Source organism: Roseateles rivi, from assembly GCF_043555845.1.
GTDB lineage: Bacteria > Pseudomonadota > Gammaproteobacteria > Burkholderiales > Burkholderiaceae_C > Roseateles > Roseateles rivi.
On sequence record NZ_JBIGHZ010000005.1, the window covers coordinates 143,469 to 167,097 of the forward strand.

Here is a 23,629-nt window from a genome sequence, read left to right on the forward strand (position 1 = left end):
ACATGTTCCAGCAACTAGGCATCATTGGCTGCGGCCTGATGGGGGGCTCCTTCGCCCTTGCCCTGAAGAAGGCCGGGCTGGTGCGGCGCGTGGTGGGCTACTCCAAATCGCCCTCCACCACCGAGGCAGCCAGGCGCCTGGGTGTCGTGGACGTGGTGGCGGACTCTGCATTGCTGGCCACGTCAGGCTCTGACTTGGTGCTGCTGGCCGTGCCGGTGTCGGCCACGGAATCGACGCTGCGAGCCATACGCCACTTGGTATCGCCGCAGACCCTGGTCATGGACGTGGGCTCAACCAAACAGGATGTGGTGCTGGCGGCGCAAAAAGCACTGGGCAAACACATCGAGTCTTTTGTGCCAGCCCACCCCATAGCGGGCAAAGAAAAATCGGGCGTGGCCAACGCGGACGCGGATTTGTACCTTGGCAGCCAAGTGGTGCTGACCCCGCTGCCCAGCAACCGGCCAGAGTTGGTGCAAAAAGCCATCGATGTTTGGAGCGCCCTGGGCTGCCGCGTGTTGCGCATGGAGCCCCGGCTGCACGACGCGGCTTTTGCCGCGGTCAGCCACCTGCCCCATTTGCTGGCTTACAGCTACTTCAACGCCGTGGCCGCGCAGACTTCTGGCAGCGACTTCATGAGCCTGGCCGGCCCGGGCTTTCGCGACTTCACGCGCATTGCAGCCAGCGAACCTGGCATGTGGCGCGACATCTTTTTATCGAACCGCAGCGAACTGCTGCAGCAACTCAAGCACTTCCGCCACCAGCTCGACGCCATGGAACGCGCGCTGGAAGAGGAAGACGGCTCCGGCCTGGAGCGCGTGCTCAGACAAGCCTCTGAAGGGCGCAGCCGCTGGCAAGAACCCAGCTCGCGACGCCGCGCTATTGTCAAACCCAAGGTCTGAATTCCCCCATGTTTACGACTGCCTATTTGGACCTGCCGCCCCTGCAAAGCGCGGTGGGCACGGTGCAGCTGCCCGGCTCAAAAAGCATTTCCAACCGTGTACTGCTCTTGGCCGGATTGGCTGAAGGCGAAACCCTGGTTCACGACATCCTGGAGTCCGAGGACACCCACGTCATGCTGCAGGCGCTGCGCCAGCTCGGCTGCGAGATCACGCAGCCAGACGCTCGCACCCTGCGCGTGCGGGGGCTGGGCGGCCAGCTGGCGGTGAAACAAGCCAGTCTGTTTTTGGGCAATGCGGGCACAGCCATGCGCCCACTCACCGCCGCGCTGGCCTTGCTGACGGCACGCCAAGGCGGGCAGATGGAGCTCAGCGGCGTGCCGCGCATGCACGAGCGGCCCATTGCCGACCTGGTCGACGCTCTGCGCGCTCTGGGCTGCACGATTGAAGACCTGGGGCAGCCCGGCTACCCGCCGCTGCGCCTGAGCGGCCCCTGCGCGCTCAAGCTCGATCAAGCGGTGCGCGTGCGCGGCGATGTATCCAGCCAGTTCCTGACCGCGTTGCTGCTGGCCTTCCCGCTGCTGAGCAGCGACGCACAATCCACCCAAGACCTGGTGATCGAGGTCACGGGGGAGCTCATCTCCAAGCCCTATATCGAAATCACCCTGCAGCTGCTGGCCCGCTTTGGTGTGACGGTGCAGCGCGACGAGCAGTGGCGCCGCTTCGTCATCCCCGCAGGCAGCCGCTACCGCTCGCCCGGCAGTATTTACGTTGAAGGCGATGCCTCTTCGGCCTCCTACTTTGTAGCCCTGGGCGCCATGGCGGCCGTCGAGCAGCCGCTGCGCATCGAGGGTGTGGGCGCGCAATCGGTGCAAGGCGACATCCGTTTCGTCGAGGCCGCGCAGGCCATGGGTGCGCAGGTAGAGCTCGGGCCCAATTGGATTGAAGTGCGTCGCGGTCTGTGGCCGCTGCGCGCCTTGGACCTGGACTGCAACCACATCCCCGACGCGGCCATGACCCTGGCCGTGATGGCGTTGTTTGCCGATGGCCCCAGCCGGCTGCGCAACATTGCGTCCTGGCGCGTGAAAGAGACCGACCGCCTCAGCGCCATGGCCACAGAGCTGCGGCGCCTCGGCGCCCAGGTGGAAGAAGGTCCGGATTGGCTGCAAATCCAGCCCTTGTCGCAATGGCGTGCTGCAGCCATTCATACCTACGACGACCACCGCATGGCCATGTGCTTCTCGCTGGCAGCGCTCAATGGCATCCGCGCGGGAGCACCGCAGGCTGCGGGCCTGCCCGTGCGCATCCTCGACCCCAAATGCGTGGCCAAGACTTTCCCGGATTACTTCGAGACCCTCTTTGGTGTGGTGCGCACCCACGCGCAGGACATCCCCGTCATCACCATCGACGGCCCCACTGCATCGGGCAAAGGCACGCTGGCCCATGAGGTGGCCGATGCGCTGGGCTACCAAGTGCTGGACTCCGGCGCGCTCTACCGCGTGACCGGCTTGGCCGCCACACGCGCCGGACTGGACCTGTCTGATGGCGAGGCTGTGGCCGCGTTGGTGCCGAGTTTGCAACTGCGCTTTGTGGCCGGCGAGATCTGGCTGGGCGAAGAAGAAGTCAGCGCCGCGCTGCGCGAGGAAGCCACGGGGCTGATGGCCTCGCAGGTTGCAGTTCACCCGCCAGTGCGTGAGGCACTCACGGCGCTGCAGCACAGTTTTCGACGCCTGCCCGGTCTGGTGGCCGATGGGCGCGACATGGGAACGGCGCTGTTTCCGCAGGCCGATCTCAAAGTCTTCCTCACCGCCAGCGCCTCAACGCGCGCGGACAGGCGGCATAAGCAATTGATTTCCAAGGGGATTTCAGCTAATATCGAGAGCTTGCGTGCAGACTTGGAAGCGCGGGACGCGCGGGATCAAAACCGCAGTTCATCGCCCACCCGAGCCGCCGCAGACGCGCTCTTGCTAGACAACTCGGCACAGACCATTGAGCAATCTCGTGATCTGGTGCTGACTTGGTGGCAAGAGCGCAGGCCCTTCCCTGCGGCGTGATGCGTCCACGCAGCCACCGCACCGAAGAGCCCCGGGCCTGAGAAGCCCACCGGAGCGCCGCCCCTCCCGCCGAACGTCAGTTCACTGGGGGCGGTGTATTCACCAACCCAACCCGCAAGCATGGGCTTGCACACACCATGTCCGAAACCCAAACCGCCTTCGGTGGCGAATCTTTTGCCGCCCTGTTCGAGGAATCGCTGCAGCGCTCCAACATGCGCGCTGGCGAAGTCATCTCGGCAGAAGTCGTTCGCATCGAGCACAACTTCGTCGTCGTCAACGCTGGCCTGAAGTCTGAAGCCTACGTTCCCGTCGAAGAGTTCAAGAACGACCAAGGCGAAGTCGAAGTTCAAGTCGGCGACTTCATCTCGGTGGCCATCGACGCCATCGAAAACGGCTACGGCGACACCATCCTGTCGCGCGACAAGGCCAAGCGCCTGGCCTCGTGGCTGAGCCTGGAAACCGCGCTGGAGTCTGGCGACTTCGTCACCGGCACCGTCTCCGGCAAGGTCAAGGGCGGCCTGACCGTTCTGGTCAACGGCATCCGCGCCTTCCTGCCCGGCTCGCTGCTGGACACCCGCCCCGTGAAGGACATGAGCCCCTACGAGGGCAAGACCATGGAATTCAAGGTCATCAAGCTGGACCGCAAGCGCAACAACGTGGTGTTGAGCCGCCGCGCTGTGGTTGAGGCTTCGATGGGCGAAGAGCGCGCCAAGCTGCTGGAGACCCTGTCCGAAGGCGCTATCGTGCAAGGTGTGGTCAAGAACATCACCGAGTACGGCGCATTCGTGGATCTGGGCGGCATCGACGGCCTGCTGCACATCACCGACATGGCATGGCGCCGCGTGCGTCACCCCTCCGAGGTGGTGACCGTGGGCCAAGAGCTGACCGCCAAGGTCCTGAAGTTCGACGCCGAGAAGAACCGCGTGTCTCTGGGCCTGAAGCAGCTGGGCGACGACCCCTGGTTCGGCGTTTCGCGCCGCTACCCGGCCAACACCCGCCTGTTCGGCAAGGTCACCAACATCGCTGACTACGGCGCATTCGTCGAGATCGAACCCGGCATCGAAGGCCTGGTGCACGTCTCCGAAATGGACTGGACCAACAAGAACGTGGCTCCTTCCAAGGTTGTCTCGCTGGGCGACGAAGTCGAAGTCATGGTGCTGGAGATCGACGAAGACAAGCGTCGCATCTCGCTGGGCATGAAGCAATGCCGCGCCAACCCCTGGGAAGAGTTCGCCGAGAACGTCAAGCGCGGCGACAAGGTCAAGGGCCCCATCAAGAGCATCACCGACTTCGGCGTGTTCGTGGGCCTGGCACAAGGCATCGATGGCCTGGTGCACCTCTCCGACCTGTCTTGGAACGAGCCCGGCGAAACCGCTGTGCGCAACTACAAGAAGGGCCAGGAAGTCGACGCCGTGGTGTTGGCTGTGGACGTCGAGCGCGAGCGCATCTCGCTGGGCATCAAGCAGCTCGATGGCGACCCCTTCTCCACCTTCGTGTCGGTCAACGACCGTGGCCAGACCGTGACCGGCAAGGTCAAGACGGTTGACGCCCGTGGCGCCGAGATCGATCTGGGTGAAGACATCACCGGCTACCTGCGCGCTTCGGAAATCTCCCGCGACCGCGTGGAAGACGCCCGTAATGTGCTGAAGGAAGGCGACGAAGTCACCGCCATCATCGTCAACGTGGACCGCAAGACCCGCAGCATCCAGCTGTCGATCAAGGCCAAGGACAGCGCTGACCAGCAAGAAGCGATGAGCCGCCTGTCGCAGTCCAACGAGCGTGAAAACGCTGGCACCACCAGCCTGGGCGCACTGCTGCGCGCCAAGCTGGACAACCAGGGCAACTGATCTCACGGGCATAGGGCGGCGCAGCCCAAGCGCACGCCACCCTCTCCGTGTTGATCCCTGTTCTGGGCTGCTGCTGCAGTGCGCGAGCGCTGCAGCAGCGCAATTGGGACCACAGGCCCACCCTTTGCGGTGGGCCTTTTCCTCTCCCACTGTGTACTTGTGAGATGCCCATGACCCGATCAGACCTGGTAAACCTCCTGTCCGAGCGCTTCACGCAGCTCACTCAGCGCGATACCGAGTTCGCGGTCAAGACCATTCTGGACGCCATGTCCGACGCGCTGGCCCGTGGCCACCGCATTGAAATTCGCGGCTTTGGCAGCTTCAGTGTGAACCGGCGCCCACCGCGCAAAGGCCGCAACCCGCGCAGCGGCGAGCAAGTGCTCATCCCTGAAAAGCGCGTACCCCATTTCAAGCCAGGCAAAGCCCTGCGCGAGGCGGTCGACGTACCAGTCGCCTGCGCCCCACTCCATGGCAATTCCTCTCTCTGAGGGCCTAGAATCCGCACCATGCGTGTGCTGGTTTGGCTCTTTCGAGCCTTTGTGTTTTTCACCCTGTTTGCCTTCTCGCTGAACAACAGCCAAGAAGTGCGTGTCCATTGGTTTTTTGGGCAAACTTGGCACGCCCCACTGATCATCGTGGTGCTGCTGGTTTTTGCGCTGGGTTGCGCCTTTGGCGTCCTGGCCATGCTGCCCGGGTGGTGGCGCCAGCGCCGCATCGCCCGTGTCGAGGCGCGGCGTGCCGCGGCCACTCAAACGGCTCCCGCTGACCCTGTGCCCCCGCATCCTGATGGAATTTGACCCAAGCTGGCTTTTGATTGGCGCGCCCCTGGTGTTCGCGCTGGGGTGGTTGGGTGCCAAATGGGATTCACGCCAGTGGCGCCGCGAACAACGCGACGCGCCGCGTGCCTATTTCAAAGGCCTCAACCTGCTGCTCAACGAGCAACAAGACAAAGCCATTGACGCCTTCATCGAAGCCGTTCAATCCGACCCCGACACCACCGAGCTGCACTTTGCGCTGGGCAATCTGTTTCGCCGCCGGGGCGAGCACGAGCGCGCCGTGCGTGTGCACCAGCACTTGCTGGCGCGCGCCGACTTACCCCAAGCCGAACGCGACCGCGCGCAGTACGCGCTGGCGCAAGACTTCTTCAAGGCCGGCCTGTTTGACCGCGCTGAAGCAGCCTATGCGCAGCTCAAAGACAGCGCCTTCGACTTGGACGCCAGCCAAGCGCTGCTGTCGCTCTACGAGCGCTCGCGCGAATGGAGCAAGGCCGCACAAATGGCCGGGCACCTGGAAGCCGCCGGTGCAGGCTCCTTCGCCACACGCATTGCTCACTACTGCTGCGAGCAAGCGCTGGAGGCCCGCGCCCAGCAACACGCCGACGCCGCGCTGACACTGCTGCAGCAAGCCCGTGCACGCGCGCCACAGTCCGGCCGCGCCCATGTGCTGCTGGCCCAAATGGCCATGCAAGACGGCCAGCCGCAACAGGCTTTTGAGGCACTGACCACCTTGGTGAGTGCCAATCCGGACGCCTTCAATCTGGCTGCCAGCGACTACGCTCGCGCAGCACAAGGCTGTGGGCGACAAGAACAAGCGCTGCAGCAGCTGCAAAGCCTTTATCAGCAGCGGCCCAGCTTGGCGCTGCTGGACGCGCTGGCGCTGCTGCAAACACAAGACCAGCAGCGGCGCGAACGCCTCAACACCCATCTGCGCCACGAACCCAGCCTCAGTGCGGCGGCGGCTCTACTGGAGCAAACCCACGCCCAGCTCGACGCCAGCGAAGCTACTCTGGTACAAGCCGCGCTGAAGCAGGCACTGCGCCCGCTGCGGCGCTACCGCTGCGCCGCCTGCGGCTTTGAATCGCAGCATTACTTCTGGCAGTGCCCGGGCTGTTTGAGCTGGGAGAGCTACCCGCCACGCCACGTCGAGGAATTGTGATGTCCGCCCCTGCCGCGACACCGACGCCAGAGCGCGTCATCCTGTGCATGAAATGGGGCACCAAGTACGGCCCCGAGTACGTCAACCGTCTCTACGCCATGGTGGCACGGCACCTGCGCGGCCCCTTTCGTTTTGTCTGCCTGACCGACCGCAGCGAGGGCATACGCCCCGAAGTGCAGTGCCTGCCCATCCCCGCGCTGGCCCTGCCGCCAGGCACGCCTGAGCGCGGCTGGACCAAGCTCACCACCTTTGAGGCCGACCTGCACGGCCTGCGCGGCACAGCCCTGTTTCTGGATTTGGACGTGGTGATCGTCGACGACATCACCCCCTTCTTTGAAGTCCCGGGCGAGTTCCTCATCATCCACGACTGGAAGCGCCCCTGGCGCATCACCGGCAACTCCTCGGTCTACCGCTTCAGGCTGGGCGCGCACGCCGACGTACTGGCCAAATTCCGCCGCGAGTTCGACAGCATCCGCGCCAAGTTCCGCAACGAGCAGGCTTACCTCTCGGACGAAATCCAGCAAAAAGGCCAGCTGCAGTACTGGGACGAACGCTGGTGCGCCAGCTACAAATACCACTGCATCCCGCGCTGGCCCTTGAACTACCTACGTGCACCCAGTATCCCGACCGGCGCGCGCATCTTGATCTTCCACGGCGTGGTCAACCCCCCTGATGCCCTGGCCGGGCGCAGCAACGGCAATTGGCGCAAGGCCAAAGCGGCACCTTGGATCGCGGGGCATTGGCGCGAATGAGTGACGATCGTCTGCATATTTGCCACGTGCTGCTCACCGACCGTTTTGCTGGCAGTGAACGCTACGCTCTGGAACTGGCCAACTGGCAGGCGCAACGCCATCGAGTCAGCCTGATCCTGCCGCGTAGCGCAGCAGAAAACCGAGATGACGCCCTGGCACATCGGGTCGATGCCCAGGTACAAATTCATCTGCTGGGTGGTTGGAAATTGATGCGCAGCTATGCGGCGTGCAAAGTGCTGCAGCGTCTGCGTCCCGATGTCGCCCACGCTCACCTGAGCCAGGCTTGCAAGGCTGTAGCCGCTCTTCCGCGCGGCCGCACCCTGCGTACAGCCACTTTGCATATCCACTACAAGTCACAGCAACACAGGGAGCTGGATGCGCTTATCGCCATTGCACCCTGGCAGCTGGCGGCCGTCCCGCCGCAATTACCTTGCGAACAAATCGACAACTGGAGCGTTGCGCCCCTACCCACGGCGGGCACACGCGCTGCACTACGTGCGCAACTGGGTCTTAGTGACGACGTCCTGCTGGTGGGCGCGCTGGGCCGCACGGAGCGCAGCAAAGGCCTGGATCTGCTGCTGCAGGCCTGGCGACAAGCTGCCCTACCTAATGCAAGGCTAGCGATCGTCGGCGACGGCCGGGATTGGGCTGCTTTGCGTCGCCAAGCGCCTGCTGATGTGATCATGCCTGGCTTTGTATCCAACCCTCAGGCTTGGTTCGCCGCCTTTGATTTGTTCGTCAGCGCCGCGCGCAGCGAGCCCTTTGGCTTGGTGTTCTTGGAGGCGATGCATGCGGGTTTGCCCATTTTGGCCAGTGCGAGCCAGGGAGCCATGCATCTCAAAAGCTTGATCCAGCGACCTCTTCTTCCTTGCGAAGATGTTCCGGCCTTGTGCGATGCCCTTCGTGCGATCGCTGCACAGCCGCCCGCCCGGCAGCAATACCCCCTCGAAGGCTTTCAGTTGCCCAATCAAGCGGCGCACATTGAGGCCTTTTATCGCCGTCAACACAACGCCCTTCTGCGCCTGTGAGCTGCACCGTCCCCATCTACTTAATCAACTTGCCGCGTGACACACAGCGCTTGGCGGTGATGGCGCAGCAGCTCCATGCCTTGCAGCTTCCCTTTCATCAGGTGCAGGCGGTATACGGCAAGGACCTGAGCGAAGCGCAGCAGGAGCAGTTGTATGACGCCGCGGCCAATGCTGCTCGCTATCACCAAGTGATGACGCTTGGTGAGATTGGCTGCTATGCCAGCCATCTTGCGGTTTGGCAGCAGTTGGCCGATGGTTCAGCGCCCCTCGCGATGGTGCTGGAAGACGATGTTCTGCTGCTTCCCCAGCTTCCTGCAGTGCTTGAATCTTTAGCACAGCTGCCCCCACGTTGGGACATGATCAAGCTGGTTGGACGGGAGCGTGAGAAGCCCTGGCAGCGCTGGACCTTGCAGGCTCCAGCGGTCGGCACCGACCTGATCCGATATCACCGACCGCCCAGCCTGACCGGTGCCTACCTGCTCAGTCGCGATGGTGCCATCAAGCTGCTCGCCGCTCACAGTCGCTTCTACCGCCCCATCGATGTGGACTTGCGCCACTGGTGGCGTTCGGGACTGCGCCTATATGGCCTCTGGCCTTACCCGGTCTCACTTGGCGACGAGTCCCTGGTGTCCACGATTGGTCAGCGCGAGCTTGGCCAGTGGTGGGCGCGCCGCTGGCGCAAGGCGCTCGGACAATGGACCTACACCTTGCGCAATGCCTGGGCGAACCTGCATCTATCTCGCCAGGGCAATCCATTTCCCGAATTGGAGAGGAACGATGCACCCTGACTACCTGATTGTCGGCGCTGGTTTTGCGGGATCGGTCTGCGCCCGTGTTTTGGCTGAAGCTGGTAAGGCTGTACTGCTGGTCGATAAACGAAGGCACATTGGGGGCAATGCCTATGACGAGCGCGATGCTCACGGTGTGCTGATCCACCCCTACGGCCCACACATCTTTCACACCAACAGCAAGAAGGTGTTCGAATATTTGTCACGCTTCACCGCATGGCGCTTTTACGAGCACAGAGTATTGGCTCAGGTCGGTGCACAGCTGCTACCCATCCCGATCAATCGCACCACCATCAACCAGCTCTACGGCCTGAACCTGAGTGAAGACGAAGTGCCGAGCTACCTGGAAAAAGTGCGCCAACCGCGCGAGTCGCTGCAGACCAGCGAAGACGTGGTGTTGAACTCAGTGGGTCTAGACCTGTGCGACAAGTTCTTCCGCGGCTACACAAAAAAGCAGTGGGGTTTGGAGTTGTCTCAACTCTCGGCTGGCGTTGCTGCGCGAATCCCCACGCGCAGCAACGACGACGACCGCTATTTCAGCGACAGCTTCCAGTTCATGCCGGCTGAGGGCTACACCGCCATGTTCGAGCGCATGCTGGACCACCCTGGCATCGCAGTACGCACCAGTTGCGACTTCAAAGACATTCGCGACCAGCACCCCCGAGCGCACATCATTTACACCGGCCCCATCGATGCCTATTTCGATCATTGCTACGGCGCATTACCTTACCGCAGCCTGAGCTTTGCCCATGAACATCTTGCCGACACCGCGCAGTTCCAGGCAGTAGGAACGGTCAATTTCCCCAACGAGCACGCCTATACCCGGATCACAGAGTTCAAACACTTGACGGGGCAGCAGCACGTCGGAACCTCGATCGTGCGTGAGTATCCGCAAGCTGAGGGCGATCCTTATTACCCCGTACCAAGACCGGAGAACGAGGCCCTGTTCAAGCGTTATCAGGCCCTGGCTGAAGCTGCACAGGGAGTGACTTTTGTTGGGCGCCTAGCTCAGTACCGCTACTACAACATGGACCAAATCGTCGCTACTGCGCTGACGGCGGCCCAAGGCCTGCTGGAGACCCAGCCATGATCACGCCCAGCCCCTTGCACACTCCCAATCGTCGCAATTTGGTCATCCTGCGCGCGGGCGACGGATCACTACATCGCGGCTGGATTGCTGAACCCAACCGCGACTTCGACCTCTTCATCAGCTACTACGGCAAGCAAGCGGACATGCACCGGGCCGATGCCGACTACTACGAACAACGTCCCGGTCCCAAATGGTCGTGCATTGCGGATTTGCTATCTGAACACCCCGAGCTGCTGAACCAATACGACGCGTTCTGGTTCCCAGACGATGACTTGGCCGCGACCACTGAAACGTTGAATCGCATGTTCGGGTTGTTTCACGGATTTGCCTTGGCCCTCGCCCAGCCTGCACTGACACGCGACTCGTATCACAGCTGGGATGTGCTGCTGCAACGGCCAGAACATATCTTGCGCTTTACAAGTTTTGTGGAAGTGATGGCCCCCCTGTTTGAAAAGAGCGCACTGAAGGCCTGCCTGCACACATTTGGCCAAAGTCGCAGTGGCTGGGGCTTGGATTGGGTTTGGCCGCACCTAGCAGGCCGAGGCCGCAAAGACGCAATCGCCGTGTTGGACGCAACACCGGTGAAGCACACGCGTCCGTTGGGTGGCGACCTTTATCGGAACAATCCCGAGATGGACCCTCGAAGCGACGAAGCCCGAATTCTTCAAGAGTACGACCTGGGCGCTGCTCGCTGGACTCAGAAGTACTTGCTACATGGCATCGTGACAACCTGTAAACCAAGCCTGTGGGAACGGGTACTACTGGCACTGCGTCAGCTCAACGCCAAGCGTCGGCAACGGCGATATCAAGCCAGAACTCGCAGCGCGACATGACCCCCTCCCCTTCCGAACCCCGCCGCCACCTACTGCGCCGACTCCTGCCTTTTGTGCGCCCGCAGCGCAACGCGCTGGTGTTGATGGTGCTGGCCTTTGTGGCCGTGGCAGCCACCGAGCCAGCTATTCCGGCCTTGGTCAAATACGTTTTTGGCCCGGGCTTCAGGGAAAAGCCCTTTGCCATTTGGTGGGTGCCGGTGGTGTTGATTGGGCTGTTTGCGGTGCGTGGGGCTTTTGGTTTTCTGGGGCAATACCTGTTTCACCGCAGCATCACGCGCAGCGTCATGCTCATGCGCCAGGCCATGATGGACGCGCTGCTGCGCGCTGACGCTTCGGTCTACACGCGGCTGCAGTCTGGCGCCACGGTGGCCAAGGTGGTGAACGACCCGCAGCAAATCATCTCGCTGCTGGGCGCCAGCGCCATGGCGGTTTTGCGCGACGGGCTGCCCGCCATCGGCATCTTGCTGTGGCTGCTTTGGACCAACTGGCAGCTCACGCTCATGGCCTTGGTGGTGACCCCGGCCATGGGCTATGTGGTGCGACGCATCAACCACCGCGTCAAGCGCATGGCCGACCGCAACTACGACGCGCAAATCCACCTTGTGAACAAGGTCGACGATGTCACCCGCGCCTGGCGCGTGGTGCGCTCATTCGACGCTGTGGACTACGAGCGCCAAGAGTTCGCGCAGCTGACGCAAGAAGCCCAGCGCAGCGCGCTCAAAACCGCCGCCGCCGCTGCCCTGGGCCAGCCGCTGTCGCAGCTCATGGCCAGCGTGGGGCTGTCCTTCATCGTGGCCCTGGCCATTCACCAGACGCGACAAGCCGGCGGTGGGGCGGAAGAGTTTCTGGCCTACTTCGCCGCACTGCTGCTGCTCATCTCTCGCCTGCGCCACCTCAGCGATTTGATGCAGCCCATCACCACGGCACTGTCTGTGCTCAAGGGCTGCCTGGAGCTGCTGGACTGCGAGCCCGAGCAAGAACAGGGCAGGGCCACACTCAAGAGCGCCAAAGGTGATCTGCAGCTGGAGCAAGTCACCCTGCGCTACCCCGGCGCCGAGCGCCCTGCCCTGGACGCCCTGAGCCTGAGCATCCCCGCCGGTTGCACAACAGCCTTGGTGGGAGCATCAGGCGCGGGCAAAAGCTCGGTGGTGCATTTGCTGCTGGGCTTTGCCGCGCCAGACCAAGGCCGCATCACCCTGGATGGGCTGGACATTGCAACACTGAGTCGGGCCTCGCTGCGCCAACAGTTCGCAGTGGTGTCGCAAGACATCGTGCTGTTTGACAGCAGCGTGGCGGGCAATATCGCCTACGCCCAGCCTCGGGACGACGCGCGCCTGGAGCAAGTGCTGCGCGCCGCAGCGCTGTGGGACTTTGTGCAAACCCTGCCACAAGGCCTGGACACCCCGGTGGGCACCAACGGCTCCAAACTCTCAGGTGGTCAGCGCCAGCGTCTGGCCATTGCCCGCGCGCTCTACAAAGATGCCCCCGTCTGGATCTTCGATGAAGCCACCAGCGCCCTGGACAGCGACAGCGAACGCGCCGTGCAGCAGGCCCTGGAACAGTGGCAGGGCAAGAAAACCCTCATCGTCATCGCGCACCGCCTCTCCACCGTGCGCCATGCCGACTGCATCCACGTGCTGGGCCATGGCCGGCTGCTGGAGTCCGGCACACACGAAGCGCTGATGGCGCAATCTGGCGTGTACGCCGGCTTGGTATTGATGCAGCACGAGTGAGCCGCAGCTAAGCCGTTTGCTGCGCCACAAAGCCCGCGCCGCGGGAGGCCACTTGGGCGGGGTCAAAGCCCTCGGTGTGGTTGGGCCAGCCGAAGAAGCGCAGCACTTCCTCGCGCCGCTCCAGGGTGTCGCGCATGCCCAGCATGATGAGCTCGCGCGTGTACGAGGGCTCAAACAGCAAATAGCTGGCCAGGGCGGTGCCGCTGGCGCGTTGGCCTTTGACGTTCACCCCCACGCCGCGCAGCAGGCCGCGAATGGGCAGAGGCAGGCTCTCGAAATGCTCGGCGGCCAGGTCGTCAAGGCGCCGACTGGGGGCGATGAGCATTACGTCAATGGGTTTGAGCGCGGTGCCATGGCGCGCGCCTGGCGGCAGCAATGACAGGGTGTGGTTGATGCGCTGCAGGCGCTCTACGTCGACCGAGAGCGCATCCAAAAAGATGTTGGACAGCGCATGCCCGGCGATTTGCGCCAGCGTGGGTGCGCCGTGGGACTGGCCAGCGCGCACCTGCAGCTGGCCGATTTCCTGCATGCGCCCGGCCCCCACCACCAAGATGCGCTCCGCGCCCAAATGCACGGCGGGCGAGACCGGGGAGCTCTGGCGCATGGAGCCGTCGCCAAACCACTGGCGCTCGTCGCCCAGCACCAGAGGCTCGGGCGGGAAGATGAAGGGAATGGAGGAGGAGGCCAGCAAGTGCGAGTGGTTGATGTCGGCCGGCACGGCCACGCGGTTGGTGCGCAGCCAGGGCGAGACAGGTTCACTCGATTGATAAAAGGTGACGTGCTGGCCCGATGAGTAAGAAAAGCCCGTGACCGACAGCGCCTTGAGCGCGCCACTGCTGAGCATGCGCGGCACGCGGTGCAGGCGCACCCAGCGCGTGAGCAGCTCACGCAGCGGCGCGTTGTCCAGGAGGCTGCGCGGCTGGCTGCGGCGCCAGCGCGCCAGCGCCCAGCCCAGGCTCATCATGGTCAGCCAGCGTGCGCCGGAGCGCACCACGCCCAGGGAATCGGCGGCGTAGACCTGATCCACGTGCAGGTTCTGCCACATGTGCATGAGGCCATCGACCGCGCCGCAGAAATCGTCGGCCTCGCTGGCCAGCGTGCAGGCGTTGATGGCCCCGGCCGAGGTGCCCACGATGACCTCAAAAGGCGAAATCGGCTCAGCCGCGGCATTACGCCGCAGCTGGGCAATGGCCGCCAGCACCCCCACTTGGTAGGCCGCACGCGCGCCGCCACCGCTGAGCACCAGGCCGGCGCGGCGGGTTTTGGGCGGCTGCGCCTCAAAACGCGAGGCGCTGAGCGCGGCATTGGGTTCTATCCAGGGCGGAGCGGGCATGGGGCCAGCTTACGCCCCCTGCCCCACGCTCGAGGGTGAAAAATCCGCGCCAATGCCGTCCAAATCGAGGCCTTGTGGCGGCCAAGACGCGCTGCGGGATTTAGCCCGCGTTGTCGTAAATGATCTCAGCCTGGGCCAGGTGTTGCAGGGCTTCGTCGCAGGGCCAAAAGCGCGCGTCGCCGCGCAGCTCCAGCTCGGCCGTGGCGCCTTCGCGCTGGATGGGAATGCGCAGCTGCAGCCCCTGGCGCACAGTGCCCTGCTCGGTTTGCACCTCGCGTGCGGGCCATTGGCGCAGCAGCGCTTGCACCGTGGCTGCGGGGCAGTTGCGTGCGGTGCGCACAAAGCGGCCCAGGCGGGCGCGGGCCTCGGTGAGGCTGTAGAGCTGCTGCACGTTCATGCGCAAACCGCCGCTGAAGCGGTCGTTTTGCACACGGCCCACGGCCACCACCAGCTCGTCGTCCGCCAGCAAGTCTTTGTGCTGGTTGATGGTTTCTTCGTTGGCCACGGCGTCGATGCGGTGGGTTTTGTCGTCCAGCTGGAACAGCGCCGCGCGGCCGCGGTTGCCGTTGATGATGCGCAAATCCCCAATCACGCCGGCCACCATCACCGGCTCGCGGCTGTCTTGCAGGTCCACGATGCGGCGGCGCACCATGCGCGAGAGCTCGGCCTCGGCTTGGTCGAACAAATGGCCGGAGAGGTAGTAGCCAATGGCCGTTTTCTCCATGCTCAGGCGCTCTTTGACGCCCCACTCGGGCAGCTCCACCAAGGGCGGCTCGGCCGTGGAGGAACCGTGCGTGTCGTCGAAGTCGAACAGCCCGCCCTGGTTGACGTTGGCGGCCAGGTTGTCGGCGTAGGTGTAGCCCAGCGCCACCGAGGCCAGCAGCGCCGCGCGATTGGGCTCAACGCGGTCAAACGCACCGGCTTTGATGAGCGCCTCCACCACGCGCTTGTTCACCGACTTGCGGTCCACACGCGCACAGAAATCAAAGAAGCTCTTGAAGGGGCCGCCTTCAGCGCGCGCGGCCATGATGGCCTCGATAGCGCCCTGCCCCGTGCCCTTGATGGCGCCCAAGCCATAGTTGATGAGCTTGTTGGACAAGGGCTCAAACCGGTAGACACCGCTGTTGACGCAGGGGCCATCGAAAGCAATGCCAAAAATCTTGGCATCGTTGAGCAACACCTTGAGCTTGTCGGTGTCGTCCATTTCGATGGTCATGTTGGCGGCGTAGAACTCCGCTGTGTAGTGCGTCTTGAGCCAGGCCGTGTGGTAGCTCAACAGCGCATAGGCCGCGGCGTGCGACTTGTTGAAACCGTAGCCCGCGAACTTCTCCATCAGGTCAAAGACCTCGTCGGCCTTGACCTGGTCGATGCCCTTCTCCGCCGCCCCCTTGCGGAAGATCTCGCGGTGCATGGCCATTTCCTCGGCCTTCTTCTTGCCCATGGCACGGCGCAGCATGTCCGCGCCGCCCAGGCTGTAGCCGCCCAGCACCTGCGCGGCCTGCATCACCTGCTCCTGGTAGACGAAAACGCCGTAGGTCTCTTCCAGCACCTGGCCCAGCAGCGGGTGGGGGTAAGAGATGGTTTCCTTGCCATGCTTGCGCGCCACGAAGGACGGGATCAGGTCCATCGGCCCTGGGCGGTAGAGCGACACCAGCGCGATCAAATCTTCAAAGCGCGAGGGCTTGGCATCCTTGAGCAGACGCTGCATGCCCGGCGATTCAAACTGGAACACGCTCTCGGAATAGCCGTCCCCGAAGAGCTTGAAGACTTTGCCGTCGTCCAGCGGCACTTTGGCCCAGTCGAAATCGTGGCGCTGCGGGTGGCGCGCGACGATGAACTGCTTGGCCAGCTCCAAAATGGTCAGCGTGGCCAGGCCCAAGAAGTCGAACTTCACCAGGCCAATGGCCTCGACGTCGTCCTTGTCGTACATGCTCACCGCGCTGGTGGAGCCCGGCTGCTGGTACATGGGGCAGAAGTCGGTGATCTTGCCCGGTGCGATCAGCACGCCGCCGGCGTGCATGCCGATGTTGCGCACCATGCCTTCAACCCGTGCGGCCAGCTTCAGCAGCTCAGCCACTTCCTCTTCCTGCTGCTCGCGCTCCTCGATTTCGGGCGCCTCGTGGCGGGCGTAGATGACCTTGGCTTTGTCCGGGTCGAAGTCCGGCGGCAGCTTGGCCAGCGTGACGGTTTTGCCCGGTGGCGCAGGAATGAGCTTGGCGATGGAATCCACATGCCCAAAGCCCATGCCCAGCACGCGGCCGATGTCGCGCAGCGCGGCCTTGGCCGCCATGGTGCCGAAGGTGGCAATCTGGCTGACTGCGGGCAGGCCGTATTTGTCTTTGACGTAGTCGATCACCCGGTCTCGGTTGCCCTGGCAAAAGTCAATGTCAAAGTCGGGCATGGAGACCCGCTCAGGGTTCAAGAAACGCTCGAACAGCAGGTTGTATTTGAGCGGGTCCAGGTCGGTGATGAGCAGCACATAAGCCACCAGCGAACCCGCACCCGAGCCCCGGCCCGGCCCCACGGGGCAGCCGTTTTGCTTGGCCCAGCGGATGAAGTCACCCACGATGAGGAAGTAGCCAGGGAAGCCCATCTTGATGATGGTCTCGAGCTCAAACTCCAGGCGCTGCACATAGCGCGGGCGCTGCGCTTCGCGCTGCTGCGCGTCGGGGTAGAGCTGGAGCAGCCTCTCCTCCAGCCCCTCATGCGAGAGCTGGCGGAAGTACTGGTCCATCGGCATGGGCGTGCCGTCGTCCTGGATGGGCGTGGGGAAATTGGGCAGCTGCGGCTTGCCCAGCACCAGCACGACGCTGCAGCGGCGCGCAATTTCCACGGTGTTGGCCACGGCGCTGGGCACATCGGCAAACAGCGCCTCCATCTGCGCCTGGGTTTTGAAATGCTGATCGGGCAAAAAACGCTTGATGCGCTTGGGGTTGGCCAGGGTTTCGCCCTCGGCAATGCACACGCGCGCCTCGTGAGCGTCAAAGTCCTCGGGCGTGAGGAACTGAATCGGGTGCGTGGCCACCACGGGCAGCTGCAGTTCCGCCGCCAAGGGCACGAGCTGGCGCACCAGCGCGTCCTGCCCGGGCAGGCCCGCGCGCTGCAGCTCCACATAAAAACGGCGCGGAAAGAGCAGTGCCAGCTGCTTTGCTGCGGCCAGGGCGCGCGGCCTGTCGCCCGCCACCAGGGCCTGACCCAGCGGCCCGTGTTGCATGCCCGAGAGGCAGATCAGCCCCTCGCCCAGTTCCTGCAGCCATTCCAGCTTGACGAGGGCCTGGTTGCGCTGCACGTTGGTGATCCAGGCGCGCGACAGCAGCTCGCTGAGGTTGAGGTAGCCCTGCGTGCTTTGCACCAGCAGCAGCACGCGGCTGGGGGGGCGGTCTGCCGCATCGGGCTCCAGCCACACGTCTGCGCCCAGCACCGGTTTGACGCCGTTTTTGCGGCAGGCGTTGTAGAACTTGACCGCGCCAAACATATTGGCCAGATCGGTCAAAGCCAAGGCCACTTGGCCGTCTTTGGCGGCCGCCTTGGCCGCGTCGTCGATACGCAAGGTGCCGTCAACGACGGAGAACTCGGAGTGGGTGCGCAGGTGAACAAATGCCATGGGGCGCGATTGTAGGCAGCCCCCTGGGCGCCGCCGCCCTTGCCGCACGCGCCAAAGGCGACCGCTCGCAAACTCTTTTGTTGGACTTTTCGCCTGGGCTTGCCCTGGGCTGGCCATCAAGCTGGTTAAGCTGCCGCCACATCCACCAGCACCTGCCGCTTGTGCGGCCGCTTTGTATGGCACCACACCTCCAACGCTCTGCCCTTTTGAGCCTGGCCACCCTGGCGGGCTTGCTTTGTGCCGCGCCCCTTGCCGCGGCCCAAACCCAAGCGCAAAAGCCGCCCCGCACCGGCGCGGATGTGCTGGCGCAAGCCCCTGCGGAGCATTGGTGCGACGTTGCACCCGACAACCTGCTCGTCATGACGCTGCCGCAAGGGCGCGTGCTCATCGAGCTGGCCGAGCGTTTTGCGCCTCAGCATGTGGCCAATATCCGCGCACTGGCACGCAACCACTACTGGGACGGTCTGAGCGTGCTGCGCGTGCAGGACAACTATGTGGCGCAGTGGGGCGACCCCAACGATGAAGACGCCACCAAAGCGCGGCCCAAGGCCGGCGCGCGCGCCAAGCTGCCCGCAGAGTTTTCGCTGCCACTGGCGGGCTTGCCCCTCACGCCGCTGCGCGATGTGGACGGCTGGGCCCCCGTGGCGGGGCATGTGGAGGGCTTTCAAGTGGCCGCCAATCCGCAAAGCGGGCGCGCCTGGCTGGCCCATTGCTACGGCGTGGTGGGCGCAGGCCGGGGCGACACGGTGGACTCCAGCACCGGTGCTGAGCTCTACGCCATGCTGACACCAGCACGCGGGCTGGACCTCAACATCACCGTGGTGGGTCGCGTGCTGCAGGGCATGCACTGGCTGGCAGCCCTGCCGCGCGGCACCGGAGCTATGGGTTTTTATGCCTCGCCCGAGCAACACACCACCATCCAGCACATTCGCCTCTCCAGCAGCCTGCCCGAGGCGGAGCGCCCGCGCCTGCAGGTGCTGCGCTCCGACAGCAGCAGCTGGCAAGAGTGGCTGCAAACACGCCGCCAGCGCGGTGGCTGGTTTGTGCACAGCCCCGGCTATGTGGACCTTTGCAGCGCCAGCGCACCGGTCCGCGAGGCACCACCGACTGCCCAGCCCTGAGGCCTTCTTGCATAGCAAGTCCTGGCCCAGGCCTAGGGGAAGCGCGCCCCACGATCGCGGGAGTAAGCACCTCTCCTTTGCGTCTGTCGAGCTTGACAATGCGCCAAGCCCCAACAGACGGGCCTCTTAGAATGATTTCATGCGTAGTTTCGCCCTTGCTACCGGTTGCCATGCCACCGCGCACTGACCCCGCCCATCAGCGCCCCAGTGGCGTGGTCGCGGTCGCGGTGTGGCGCATGCTAGGTTTGATGCTGCTCGGTCTGGCCTTGTGTGCCATGGCTTTCCGTGCGCCACAGCGGGACCTCACTTCGCTGGTGCCACGCTGGGCGCCTGCGCCGTCTGACTTCATTGAACTTCGCCTGCCCGGTACAAGCACGCCGCAACTGTTGCATGTGCGCGATCAAGGCCCCGCGGGCGCGCGTCCACCGCTGCTCTTGCTGCACGGCCTGGGCTCAAGCCTGCACAGCTGGGAGGGCTGGGTGGCGCAGCTGCAAGGCCGCTACCGTGTCATCACCGTCGATCTGCCAGGTCTGGGCCTGAGTGGTCCCTCGCCACAAGGCCGCTACAGCACCGAGGAAGACCTGAACTTCATCACGGCCTTGATGGCCCAGCTCAAGCTCGACCGCGTGGTGCTGGGCGGGCACTCGCTGGGCGCGCAGCTGGCTTGGCAATTCGCGGCCAAACACCCTGAACGCGTTGAGGCGTTGGTGCTGGTCAACGGTGGCTGGCAGCAGCCCTCGGCGCTGCAGCACCCGCCCATTGGCTTTCAGCTGCTGGGGCTGGACGCCCTGCTCTCACCGCTGCTGAACGACATCTTGCCCCGGCCTTTGTTGCGGCAAACACTGCAGCAGTTGTGGGGAGACCCCAGCGCCGTCAGCAGCGAACTGGTGCAGCGCCACTACGAGCTGATCCAACGACAAGGTCACCGCGAGGCCCTACGCCAGCGCTGGCAGGTGCTGCGAGCCAACCCCTCGGAACCTTCGACGGTTTCACAAACTCCGACCCTGATCCTTTGGGGCGAGCGCGACACCTACATTCCCCAACAAGCCACGCGTGATCTCACCGCGTCTTGGCCCCACAGCCGCTGGCATACCTTTGCACATTTGGGGCATATGCCACAGGAAGAAGATCCTCGCGCCAGCGTGGAGCCCGTTCTTGAGTTTTTGCACTCGCTCAAACCCTGATGCTCTAGCGATCAGGGACAGCGCACTATCCACCCTTTCCACCTCACCCCAGCAACCACAGGAGAGTACATGCAACGTCGACACCTCATCGCCCAAGGCGCGCTTGCTTTGGCCATGGCCATCAGCGCATTCAGCACCGCTCATGCCCAATCACCGGAGTGGAAAAAAATCCGCATCGGCGTGGAAGGTGCATACCCCCCCTTCTCCGAGGTTGGCCCGGACGGCAAGCTCAAGGGCTTTGAAATCGATCTGGCCAATGCCCTTTGCGCTGAAATGAAGGCTGAGTGCACGCTGGTGCAACAAGACTTTGACGGCCTCATCCCCGCGCTGCAAGCGCGCAAGGTCGACGCCATCATTGCCTCCATGTCCATCACGGACGAGCGCAAAAAAGTCATCGCCTTCTCCAACTCCTACTACAACATGCCCGCACGCTTTGTGGCGCGCGCCGATGCCAAGCTGGAAATCTCTCCCACCGGCCTCAAAGGCAAGAAGATTGCCGTGCAACGTGCCACCATCCATGAGCGCTTTGTCTCTGAGGTGTTCAAAAACAGCCAAATCGTGCGCTACGCCACCCAGGACCAAGCCTTCCTGGACCTCAAGTCAGGCCGAGTGGACCTGACGCTGGCTGACCTGGTTGCTGCCGACACCGGATTTCTGAAAACGCCGGGCGGCAAGGGCTTTGCCTTCGTGGGCCCCAACTTTGAAGACCCGAAATACTTCGGCACCGGCGTAGGCGCTGGCCTGCGCAAGCTCGACGAGAAGACCTTGGGCAAGAAGATCAACGACGCCATCGCTGCTGTGCGAGTCAATGGCACCTTCAAGAAGCTCAACGACAAGTACTTCGAGTACGACATCGCCCCCAAGAAGTAAAGAAAACGGTTGTCGAAGATGTTGTATGGCTATTTGCACAGTCTGATCGAGGGCGCAGGAGTCACCCTCGGGGTGGCTCTGAGTTCCATGTCTCTGGCCATGGTGTTGGGGCTGGTGGGCGCGCTCTGCAAGCTCTCGCGCTGGGCAGTCTTGCGATTGCCTGCCACGGCCTACACCACGGTGATCCGCGGTGTGCCTGACTTGTTGTTGATGCTGTTGGTGTTTTTTGGCGGCCAGGTTGCCGTCAACGCCATCGCAACAGCCCTGGGGCATGACGAGTACGTGGACATCAACCCCTTTTTGGCGGGCATTCTGACCATTGGTTTCATCTTCGGCGCCTATCTCACTGAGGCTTTTCGTGGCGCTTTCCTGGCAGTTCCGCCAGGGCAGCGTGAGGCCGGTCAAGCCTATGGCATGAGCCCTTGGCAGATTGCGTGGCGCATCACCTTTCCACAGATGTTTCGTCACGCGCTGCCGGGCTTGTCCAACAACTGGCTGGTCTTGATCAAGAGCACCGCCATTGTTTCGGTCATCGGCCTCTCAGACCTCATGACACGGGGATCCCAAGCCGCAGGGGCTACGCGGGAGCCCTTTGTGTTCTATACCGCTGTTGCGTTGATCTACTTGGTATTCACCTCAGCTTCTGAGCTGTTGTTTGATCGCTTGCAAAAGCGTCTGTCCATTGGCGTCAAGGGGCACACGCTATGAACTGGAACATCATTGCCGAGCAGCTGCCGATGTACTTTTCTGCAGCACTGGTGACGCTGCAGCTGCTAGCTACATCCCTGCTGCTGGGCTTGGTGGCGGCCATTCCGCTTGCCGTGCTGCGGGCTCTGCCTATCCCCTGGGTGTCGCGCCCAATTTGGCTCTACACCTATGTGTTTCGCGGCACCCCTATGCTGGTGCAGCTCTTTCTCATTTACTACGGCCTGGCGCAATTCGCCTGGATGCAAAACAGCGCCCTGTGGCCCTACTTCAGCTCGCCATGGTTTTGCGCTTGCCTGGCTTTTGCGCTCAACACCTGCGCCTACACGGTGGAGATCATTGCTGGGGGCATTCGTGCAATGCCTGCGGGTGAGATCGAGGCGGCCAAGGCCATGGGCATGAGCCGCTGGGTGATGCTGCGCCGCATCGTGCTGCCCTCGGCGCTGCGCCGCGCCATACCGGCCTACAGCAATGAGGCCATCTTCATGCTGCATGGCACATCGCTGGCTTCTATTGTCACCATCTCAGACCTGACGAATGCCGCACGCGTGGTCAACAGCAGCTACTACATCCCCTTCGAGGCCTTCATCACCGCTGCAGCGTTTTACCTGACCCTGACCTTGGTGCTGGTGGCCCTTTTCCATCGCGCCGAAGCGCGTTGGCTCAAACCGCTCATGCCACGCTGATAGCCTACCCTAGGCGTCTGCATTGAGGCTTTGTGATTCATGCGCGAACAACGACACCCCCTCATCAGCCCCGTGCCCGGCACGCAGCGCGAGCTGCTGTCGCTGCACTATGGCCAGCCCGGGCGTGGACCCAAGGTCTATATCCAGACCTCCTTGCATGCCGACGAACTGCCCGGCATGTTGACCGCCTGGCATCTGCGCCAGCACTTCAACACGCTGGAGGCCCAAGGCGCCATCCGGGGTGAAGTCGTGCTGGTCCCCATGGCCAACCCCATAGGCGCCTCGCAGTGGTGGCAGCAAGCCCATCTGGGGCGCTTTGAAAGCCTCAGCGGCGAGAACTTCAACCGCCACTACCCGGCCTTTGCCCTGGCTGCTGCGCAGGCAGCCCAAGCCCAGCTCAGCAGCAGCGACGCCGCTCACAACGTGAGCGTGCTGCGTCAAGCCCTCAAGGCGCAAGTGGCGGCCTACCGGCCGCACACCGAGCTGCAATCGCTGCGCCGCACGCTCTACCTGCTGGCTTGCGACGCCGACATCGTGCTGGACCTGCATTGCGACGCACAGTCGCTGATGCACCTCTACACCACCCCAGCCTGCTGGCCGCAGTGCGAGGCACTGGCCGCGGACCTGCAAGCCCCGCTGACCTTGCTGGCCGAAGAGTCGGGCGACCACCCGTTCGACGAAGCCTGCTCTGGCCCCTGGCAACAGTGGCAGCAACACTTCAACGGCGAGCACGTGCGCTTTCCCATTCCGCAAGCCTGCATGTCCACCACGGTGGAGCTGCGCGGCCAGCACGATGTGAACCATGAGCTGGCCCGTCAGGACGCCCAGGCCTTGCTGCACTACCTGGCCCGGCGCGGCGTGCTTGACCTCACGCCCCCGCCCTTGCCCAGTGCCGGTCAGGCGCGGCCTCTGGCTGGCTGCGAATTTGTCGAGACTCCGGTCGGCGGTGTTCTGGCCTATGTGTGCGAACTGGGGCGAGAGGTTCAAGCCGGTGAGTGCCTGGCGCACGTCATCGACCCACTCAGCGGCGTGCTGACCGAAATCGTGGCCCCCGTGGATGGGCTGTTTTTTGCGCGTGATGCGCTTCACTTGGTGTGCGCTGGAGCGCGCATTGCCAAAGTCGCCGGACGCAATCCCACGCGCAGCGGCAAATTGTTAGGAGCTCGTTGA

General features: G+C 63.5%; 20 protein-coding genes. 18 read left to right on the forward strand and 2 right to left on the reverse strand.

Going from position 1 to position 23,629, the window contains the following annotated elements:
- Positions 1-2 precede the first annotated feature (2 nt).
- From ACG0Z6_RS13330 to ACG0Z6_RS13385, 12 genes are all read left to right on the forward strand, one after another.
- The gene (locus ACG0Z6_RS13330) at positions 3-899 is read left to right on the forward strand and encodes a prephenate dehydrogenase (protein WP_394462193.1); all 897 of its coding nucleotides are present in this window, start codon (positions 3-5) and stop codon (positions 897-899) included.
- 8 nt (positions 900-907) lie between these two features.
- Positions 908-2,950: a bifunctional 3-phosphoshikimate 1-carboxyvinyltransferase/cytidylate kinase gene (locus tag ACG0Z6_RS13335; protein ID WP_394462196.1), complete on the forward strand. Its 2,043-nt coding sequence runs from the start codon at positions 908-910 to the stop codon at positions 2,948-2,950.
- Between the two features lie 137 nt (positions 2,951-3,087).
- Entirely contained in the window at positions 3,088-4,797 is a 1,710-nt protein-coding gene (gene rpsA / locus ACG0Z6_RS13340; RefSeq protein WP_394462198.1) for a 30S ribosomal protein S1, read from the forward strand.
- 170 nt (positions 4,798-4,967) lie between these two features.
- A complete protein-coding gene (locus ACG0Z6_RS13345) occupies positions 4,968-5,285 on the forward strand; it encodes an integration host factor subunit beta (RefSeq protein ID WP_394462200.1) in 318 nt (105 codons plus the stop codon).
- An 18-nt stretch (positions 5,286-5,303) separates the two neighbouring features.
- Entirely contained in the window at positions 5,304-5,594 is a 291-nt protein-coding gene (locus tag ACG0Z6_RS13350; RefSeq protein ID WP_394462202.1) for a LapA family protein, read from the forward strand.
- The gene (gene lapB / locus ACG0Z6_RS13355) at positions 5,584-6,732 is read left to right on the forward strand and encodes a lipopolysaccharide assembly protein LapB (RefSeq protein WP_394462204.1); all 1,149 of its coding nucleotides are present in this window, start codon (positions 5,584-5,586) and stop codon (positions 6,730-6,732) included. The genes ACG0Z6_RS13350 and lapB overlap by 11 nt, the downstream gene beginning before the upstream one ends.
- Positions 6,732-7,484 carry a glycosyltransferase gene (locus tag ACG0Z6_RS13360; RefSeq protein WP_394462206.1) on the forward strand — a complete coding sequence of 251 codons (753 nt, stop codon included), beginning with the start codon at positions 6,732-6,734 and terminating at the stop codon, positions 7,482-7,484. Before lapB ends, ACG0Z6_RS13360 begins: the two co-directional genes overlap by 1 nt.
- The gene (locus ACG0Z6_RS13365; protein WP_394462208.1) at positions 7,481-8,512 is read left to right on the forward strand and encodes a glycosyltransferase; all 1,032 of its coding nucleotides are present in this window, start codon (positions 7,481-7,483) and stop codon (positions 8,510-8,512) included. The genes ACG0Z6_RS13360 and ACG0Z6_RS13365 overlap by 4 nt, the downstream gene beginning before the upstream one ends.
- Positions 8,509-9,300 carry a glycosyltransferase family 25 protein gene (locus ACG0Z6_RS13370; RefSeq protein ID WP_394462210.1) on the forward strand — a complete coding sequence of 264 codons (792 nt, stop codon included), beginning with the start codon at positions 8,509-8,511 and terminating at the stop codon, positions 9,298-9,300. Before ACG0Z6_RS13365 ends, ACG0Z6_RS13370 begins: the two co-directional genes overlap by 4 nt.
- Positions 9,290-10,390: a UDP-galactopyranose mutase gene (gene glf, locus ACG0Z6_RS13375; RefSeq protein ID WP_394462858.1), complete on the forward strand. Its 1,101-nt coding sequence runs from the start codon at positions 9,290-9,292 to the stop codon at positions 10,388-10,390. The genes ACG0Z6_RS13370 and glf overlap by 11 nt, the downstream gene beginning before the upstream one ends.
- Positions 10,387-11,223, forward strand: coding sequence for a DUF707 domain-containing protein (locus ACG0Z6_RS13380; protein ID WP_394462212.1), 837 nt, complete (start codon positions 10,387-10,389; stop codon positions 11,221-11,223). The genes glf and ACG0Z6_RS13380 overlap by 4 nt, the downstream gene beginning before the upstream one ends.
- Positions 11,220-12,956 carry an ABC transporter transmembrane domain-containing protein gene (locus tag ACG0Z6_RS13385; protein ID WP_394462214.1) on the forward strand — a complete coding sequence of 579 codons (1,737 nt, stop codon included), beginning with the start codon at positions 11,220-11,222 and terminating at the stop codon, positions 12,954-12,956. Before ACG0Z6_RS13380 ends, ACG0Z6_RS13385 begins: the two co-directional genes overlap by 4 nt.
- A 7-nt stretch (positions 12,957-12,963) precedes the next feature.
- Here the strand turns inward: ACG0Z6_RS13385 and ACG0Z6_RS13390 are convergent, their stop codons facing one another.
- The gene (locus tag ACG0Z6_RS13390; RefSeq protein WP_394462216.1) at positions 12,964-14,289 is read right to left on the reverse strand and encodes a patatin-like phospholipase family protein; all 1,326 of its coding nucleotides are present in this window, start codon (positions 14,287-14,289) and stop codon (positions 12,964-12,966) included.
- A 100-nt stretch (positions 14,290-14,389) separates the two neighbouring features.
- Positions 14,390-17,893 carry a DNA polymerase III subunit alpha gene (gene dnaE, locus ACG0Z6_RS13395; protein WP_394462218.1) on the reverse strand — a complete coding sequence of 1,168 codons (3,504 nt, stop codon included), beginning with the start codon at positions 17,891-17,893 and terminating at the stop codon, positions 14,390-14,392.
- Between the two features lie 206 nt (positions 17,894-18,099).
- Here dnaE and ACG0Z6_RS13400 point away from each other — a divergent pair, with 206 nt between their 5' ends.
- The 6 genes from ACG0Z6_RS13400 (at position 18,100) to ACG0Z6_RS13425 (ending at position 23,629) form a co-directional block, all read left to right on the forward strand.
- A complete protein-coding gene (locus ACG0Z6_RS13400) occupies positions 18,100-19,014 on the forward strand; it encodes a peptidylprolyl isomerase (RefSeq protein WP_394462220.1) in 915 nt (304 codons plus the stop codon).
- A gap of 170 nt (positions 19,015-19,184) precedes the next feature.
- The gene (locus ACG0Z6_RS13405; protein ID WP_394462222.1) at positions 19,185-20,198 is read left to right on the forward strand and encodes an alpha/beta fold hydrolase; all 1,014 of its coding nucleotides are present in this window, start codon (positions 19,185-19,187) and stop codon (positions 20,196-20,198) included.
- Between the two features lie 69 nt (positions 20,199-20,267).
- Complete coding sequence (locus ACG0Z6_RS13410) at positions 20,268-21,068, forward strand: ABC transporter substrate-binding protein (RefSeq protein ID WP_394462224.1); 801 nt, start codon at positions 20,268-20,270, stop codon at positions 21,066-21,068.
- A gap of 18 nt (positions 21,069-21,086) precedes the next feature.
- Positions 21,087-21,776: an ABC transporter permease gene (locus ACG0Z6_RS13415; protein WP_394462860.1), complete on the forward strand. Its 690-nt coding sequence runs from the start codon at positions 21,087-21,089 to the stop codon at positions 21,774-21,776.
- A complete protein-coding gene (locus tag ACG0Z6_RS13420; RefSeq protein ID WP_394462226.1) occupies positions 21,773-22,459 on the forward strand; it encodes an ABC transporter permease in 687 nt (228 codons plus the stop codon). The genes ACG0Z6_RS13415 and ACG0Z6_RS13420 overlap by 4 nt, the downstream gene beginning before the upstream one ends.
- 39 nt (positions 22,460-22,498) lie before the next feature.
- Positions 22,499-23,629, forward strand: coding sequence for a succinylglutamate desuccinylase/aspartoacylase family protein (locus tag ACG0Z6_RS13425; RefSeq protein ID WP_394462228.1), 1,131 nt, complete (start codon positions 22,499-22,501; stop codon positions 23,627-23,629).

Bases quoted from the DNA above. Each gene is read 5' to 3' on its own strand.
- ACG0Z6_RS13330 (WP_394462193.1), top strand. From the start codon at position 3: ATGTTCCAGCAACTAGGCATCATTGGCTGCGGCCTGATGGGGGGCTCC.
- ACG0Z6_RS13335 (WP_394462196.1), top strand. From the start codon at position 908: ATGTTTACGACTGCCTATTTGGACCTGCCGCCCCTGCAAAGCGCGGTG.
- rpsA (WP_394462198.1), top strand. From the start codon at position 3,088: ATGTCCGAAACCCAAACCGCCTTCGGTGGCGAATCTTTTGCCGCCCTG.
- ACG0Z6_RS13345 (WP_394462200.1), top strand. From the start codon at position 4,968: ATGACCCGATCAGACCTGGTAAACCTCCTGTCCGAGCGCTTCACGCAG.
- ACG0Z6_RS13350 (WP_394462202.1), top strand. From the start codon at position 5,304: ATGCGTGTGCTGGTTTGGCTCTTTCGAGCCTTTGTGTTTTTCACCCTG.
- lapB (WP_394462204.1), top strand. From the start codon at position 5,584: ATGGAATTTGACCCAAGCTGGCTTTTGATTGGCGCGCCCCTGGTGTTC.
- ACG0Z6_RS13360 (WP_394462206.1), top strand. From the start codon at position 6,732: ATGTCCGCCCCTGCCGCGACACCGACGCCAGAGCGCGTCATCCTGTGC.
- ACG0Z6_RS13365 (WP_394462208.1), top strand. From the start codon at position 7,481: ATGAGTGACGATCGTCTGCATATTTGCCACGTGCTGCTCACCGACCGT.
- glf (WP_394462858.1), top strand. From the start codon at position 9,290: ATGCACCCTGACTACCTGATTGTCGGCGCTGGTTTTGCGGGATCGGTC.
- ACG0Z6_RS13380 (WP_394462212.1), top strand. From the start codon at position 10,387: ATGATCACGCCCAGCCCCTTGCACACTCCCAATCGTCGCAATTTGGTC.
- ACG0Z6_RS13385 (WP_394462214.1), top strand. From the start codon at position 11,220: ATGACCCCCTCCCCTTCCGAACCCCGCCGCCACCTACTGCGCCGACTC.
- ACG0Z6_RS13390 (WP_394462216.1), bottom strand. From the start codon at position 14,289: ATGCCCGCTCCGCCCTGGATAGAACCCAATGCCGCGCTCAGCGCCTCG.
- dnaE (WP_394462218.1), bottom strand. From the start codon at position 17,893: ATGGCATTTGTTCACCTGCGCACCCACTCCGAGTTCTCCGTCGTTGAC.
- ACG0Z6_RS13405 (WP_394462222.1), top strand. From the start codon at position 19,185: ATGCCACCGCGCACTGACCCCGCCCATCAGCGCCCCAGTGGCGTGGTC.
- ACG0Z6_RS13410 (WP_394462224.1), top strand. From the start codon at position 20,268: ATGCAACGTCGACACCTCATCGCCCAAGGCGCGCTTGCTTTGGCCATG.
- ACG0Z6_RS13415 (WP_394462860.1), top strand. From the start codon at position 21,087: ATGTTGTATGGCTATTTGCACAGTCTGATCGAGGGCGCAGGAGTCACC.
- ACG0Z6_RS13420 (WP_394462226.1), top strand. From the start codon at position 21,773: ATGAACTGGAACATCATTGCCGAGCAGCTGCCGATGTACTTTTCTGCA.
- ACG0Z6_RS13425 (WP_394462228.1), top strand. From the start codon at position 22,499: ATGCGCGAACAACGACACCCCCTCATCAGCCCCGTGCCCGGCACGCAG.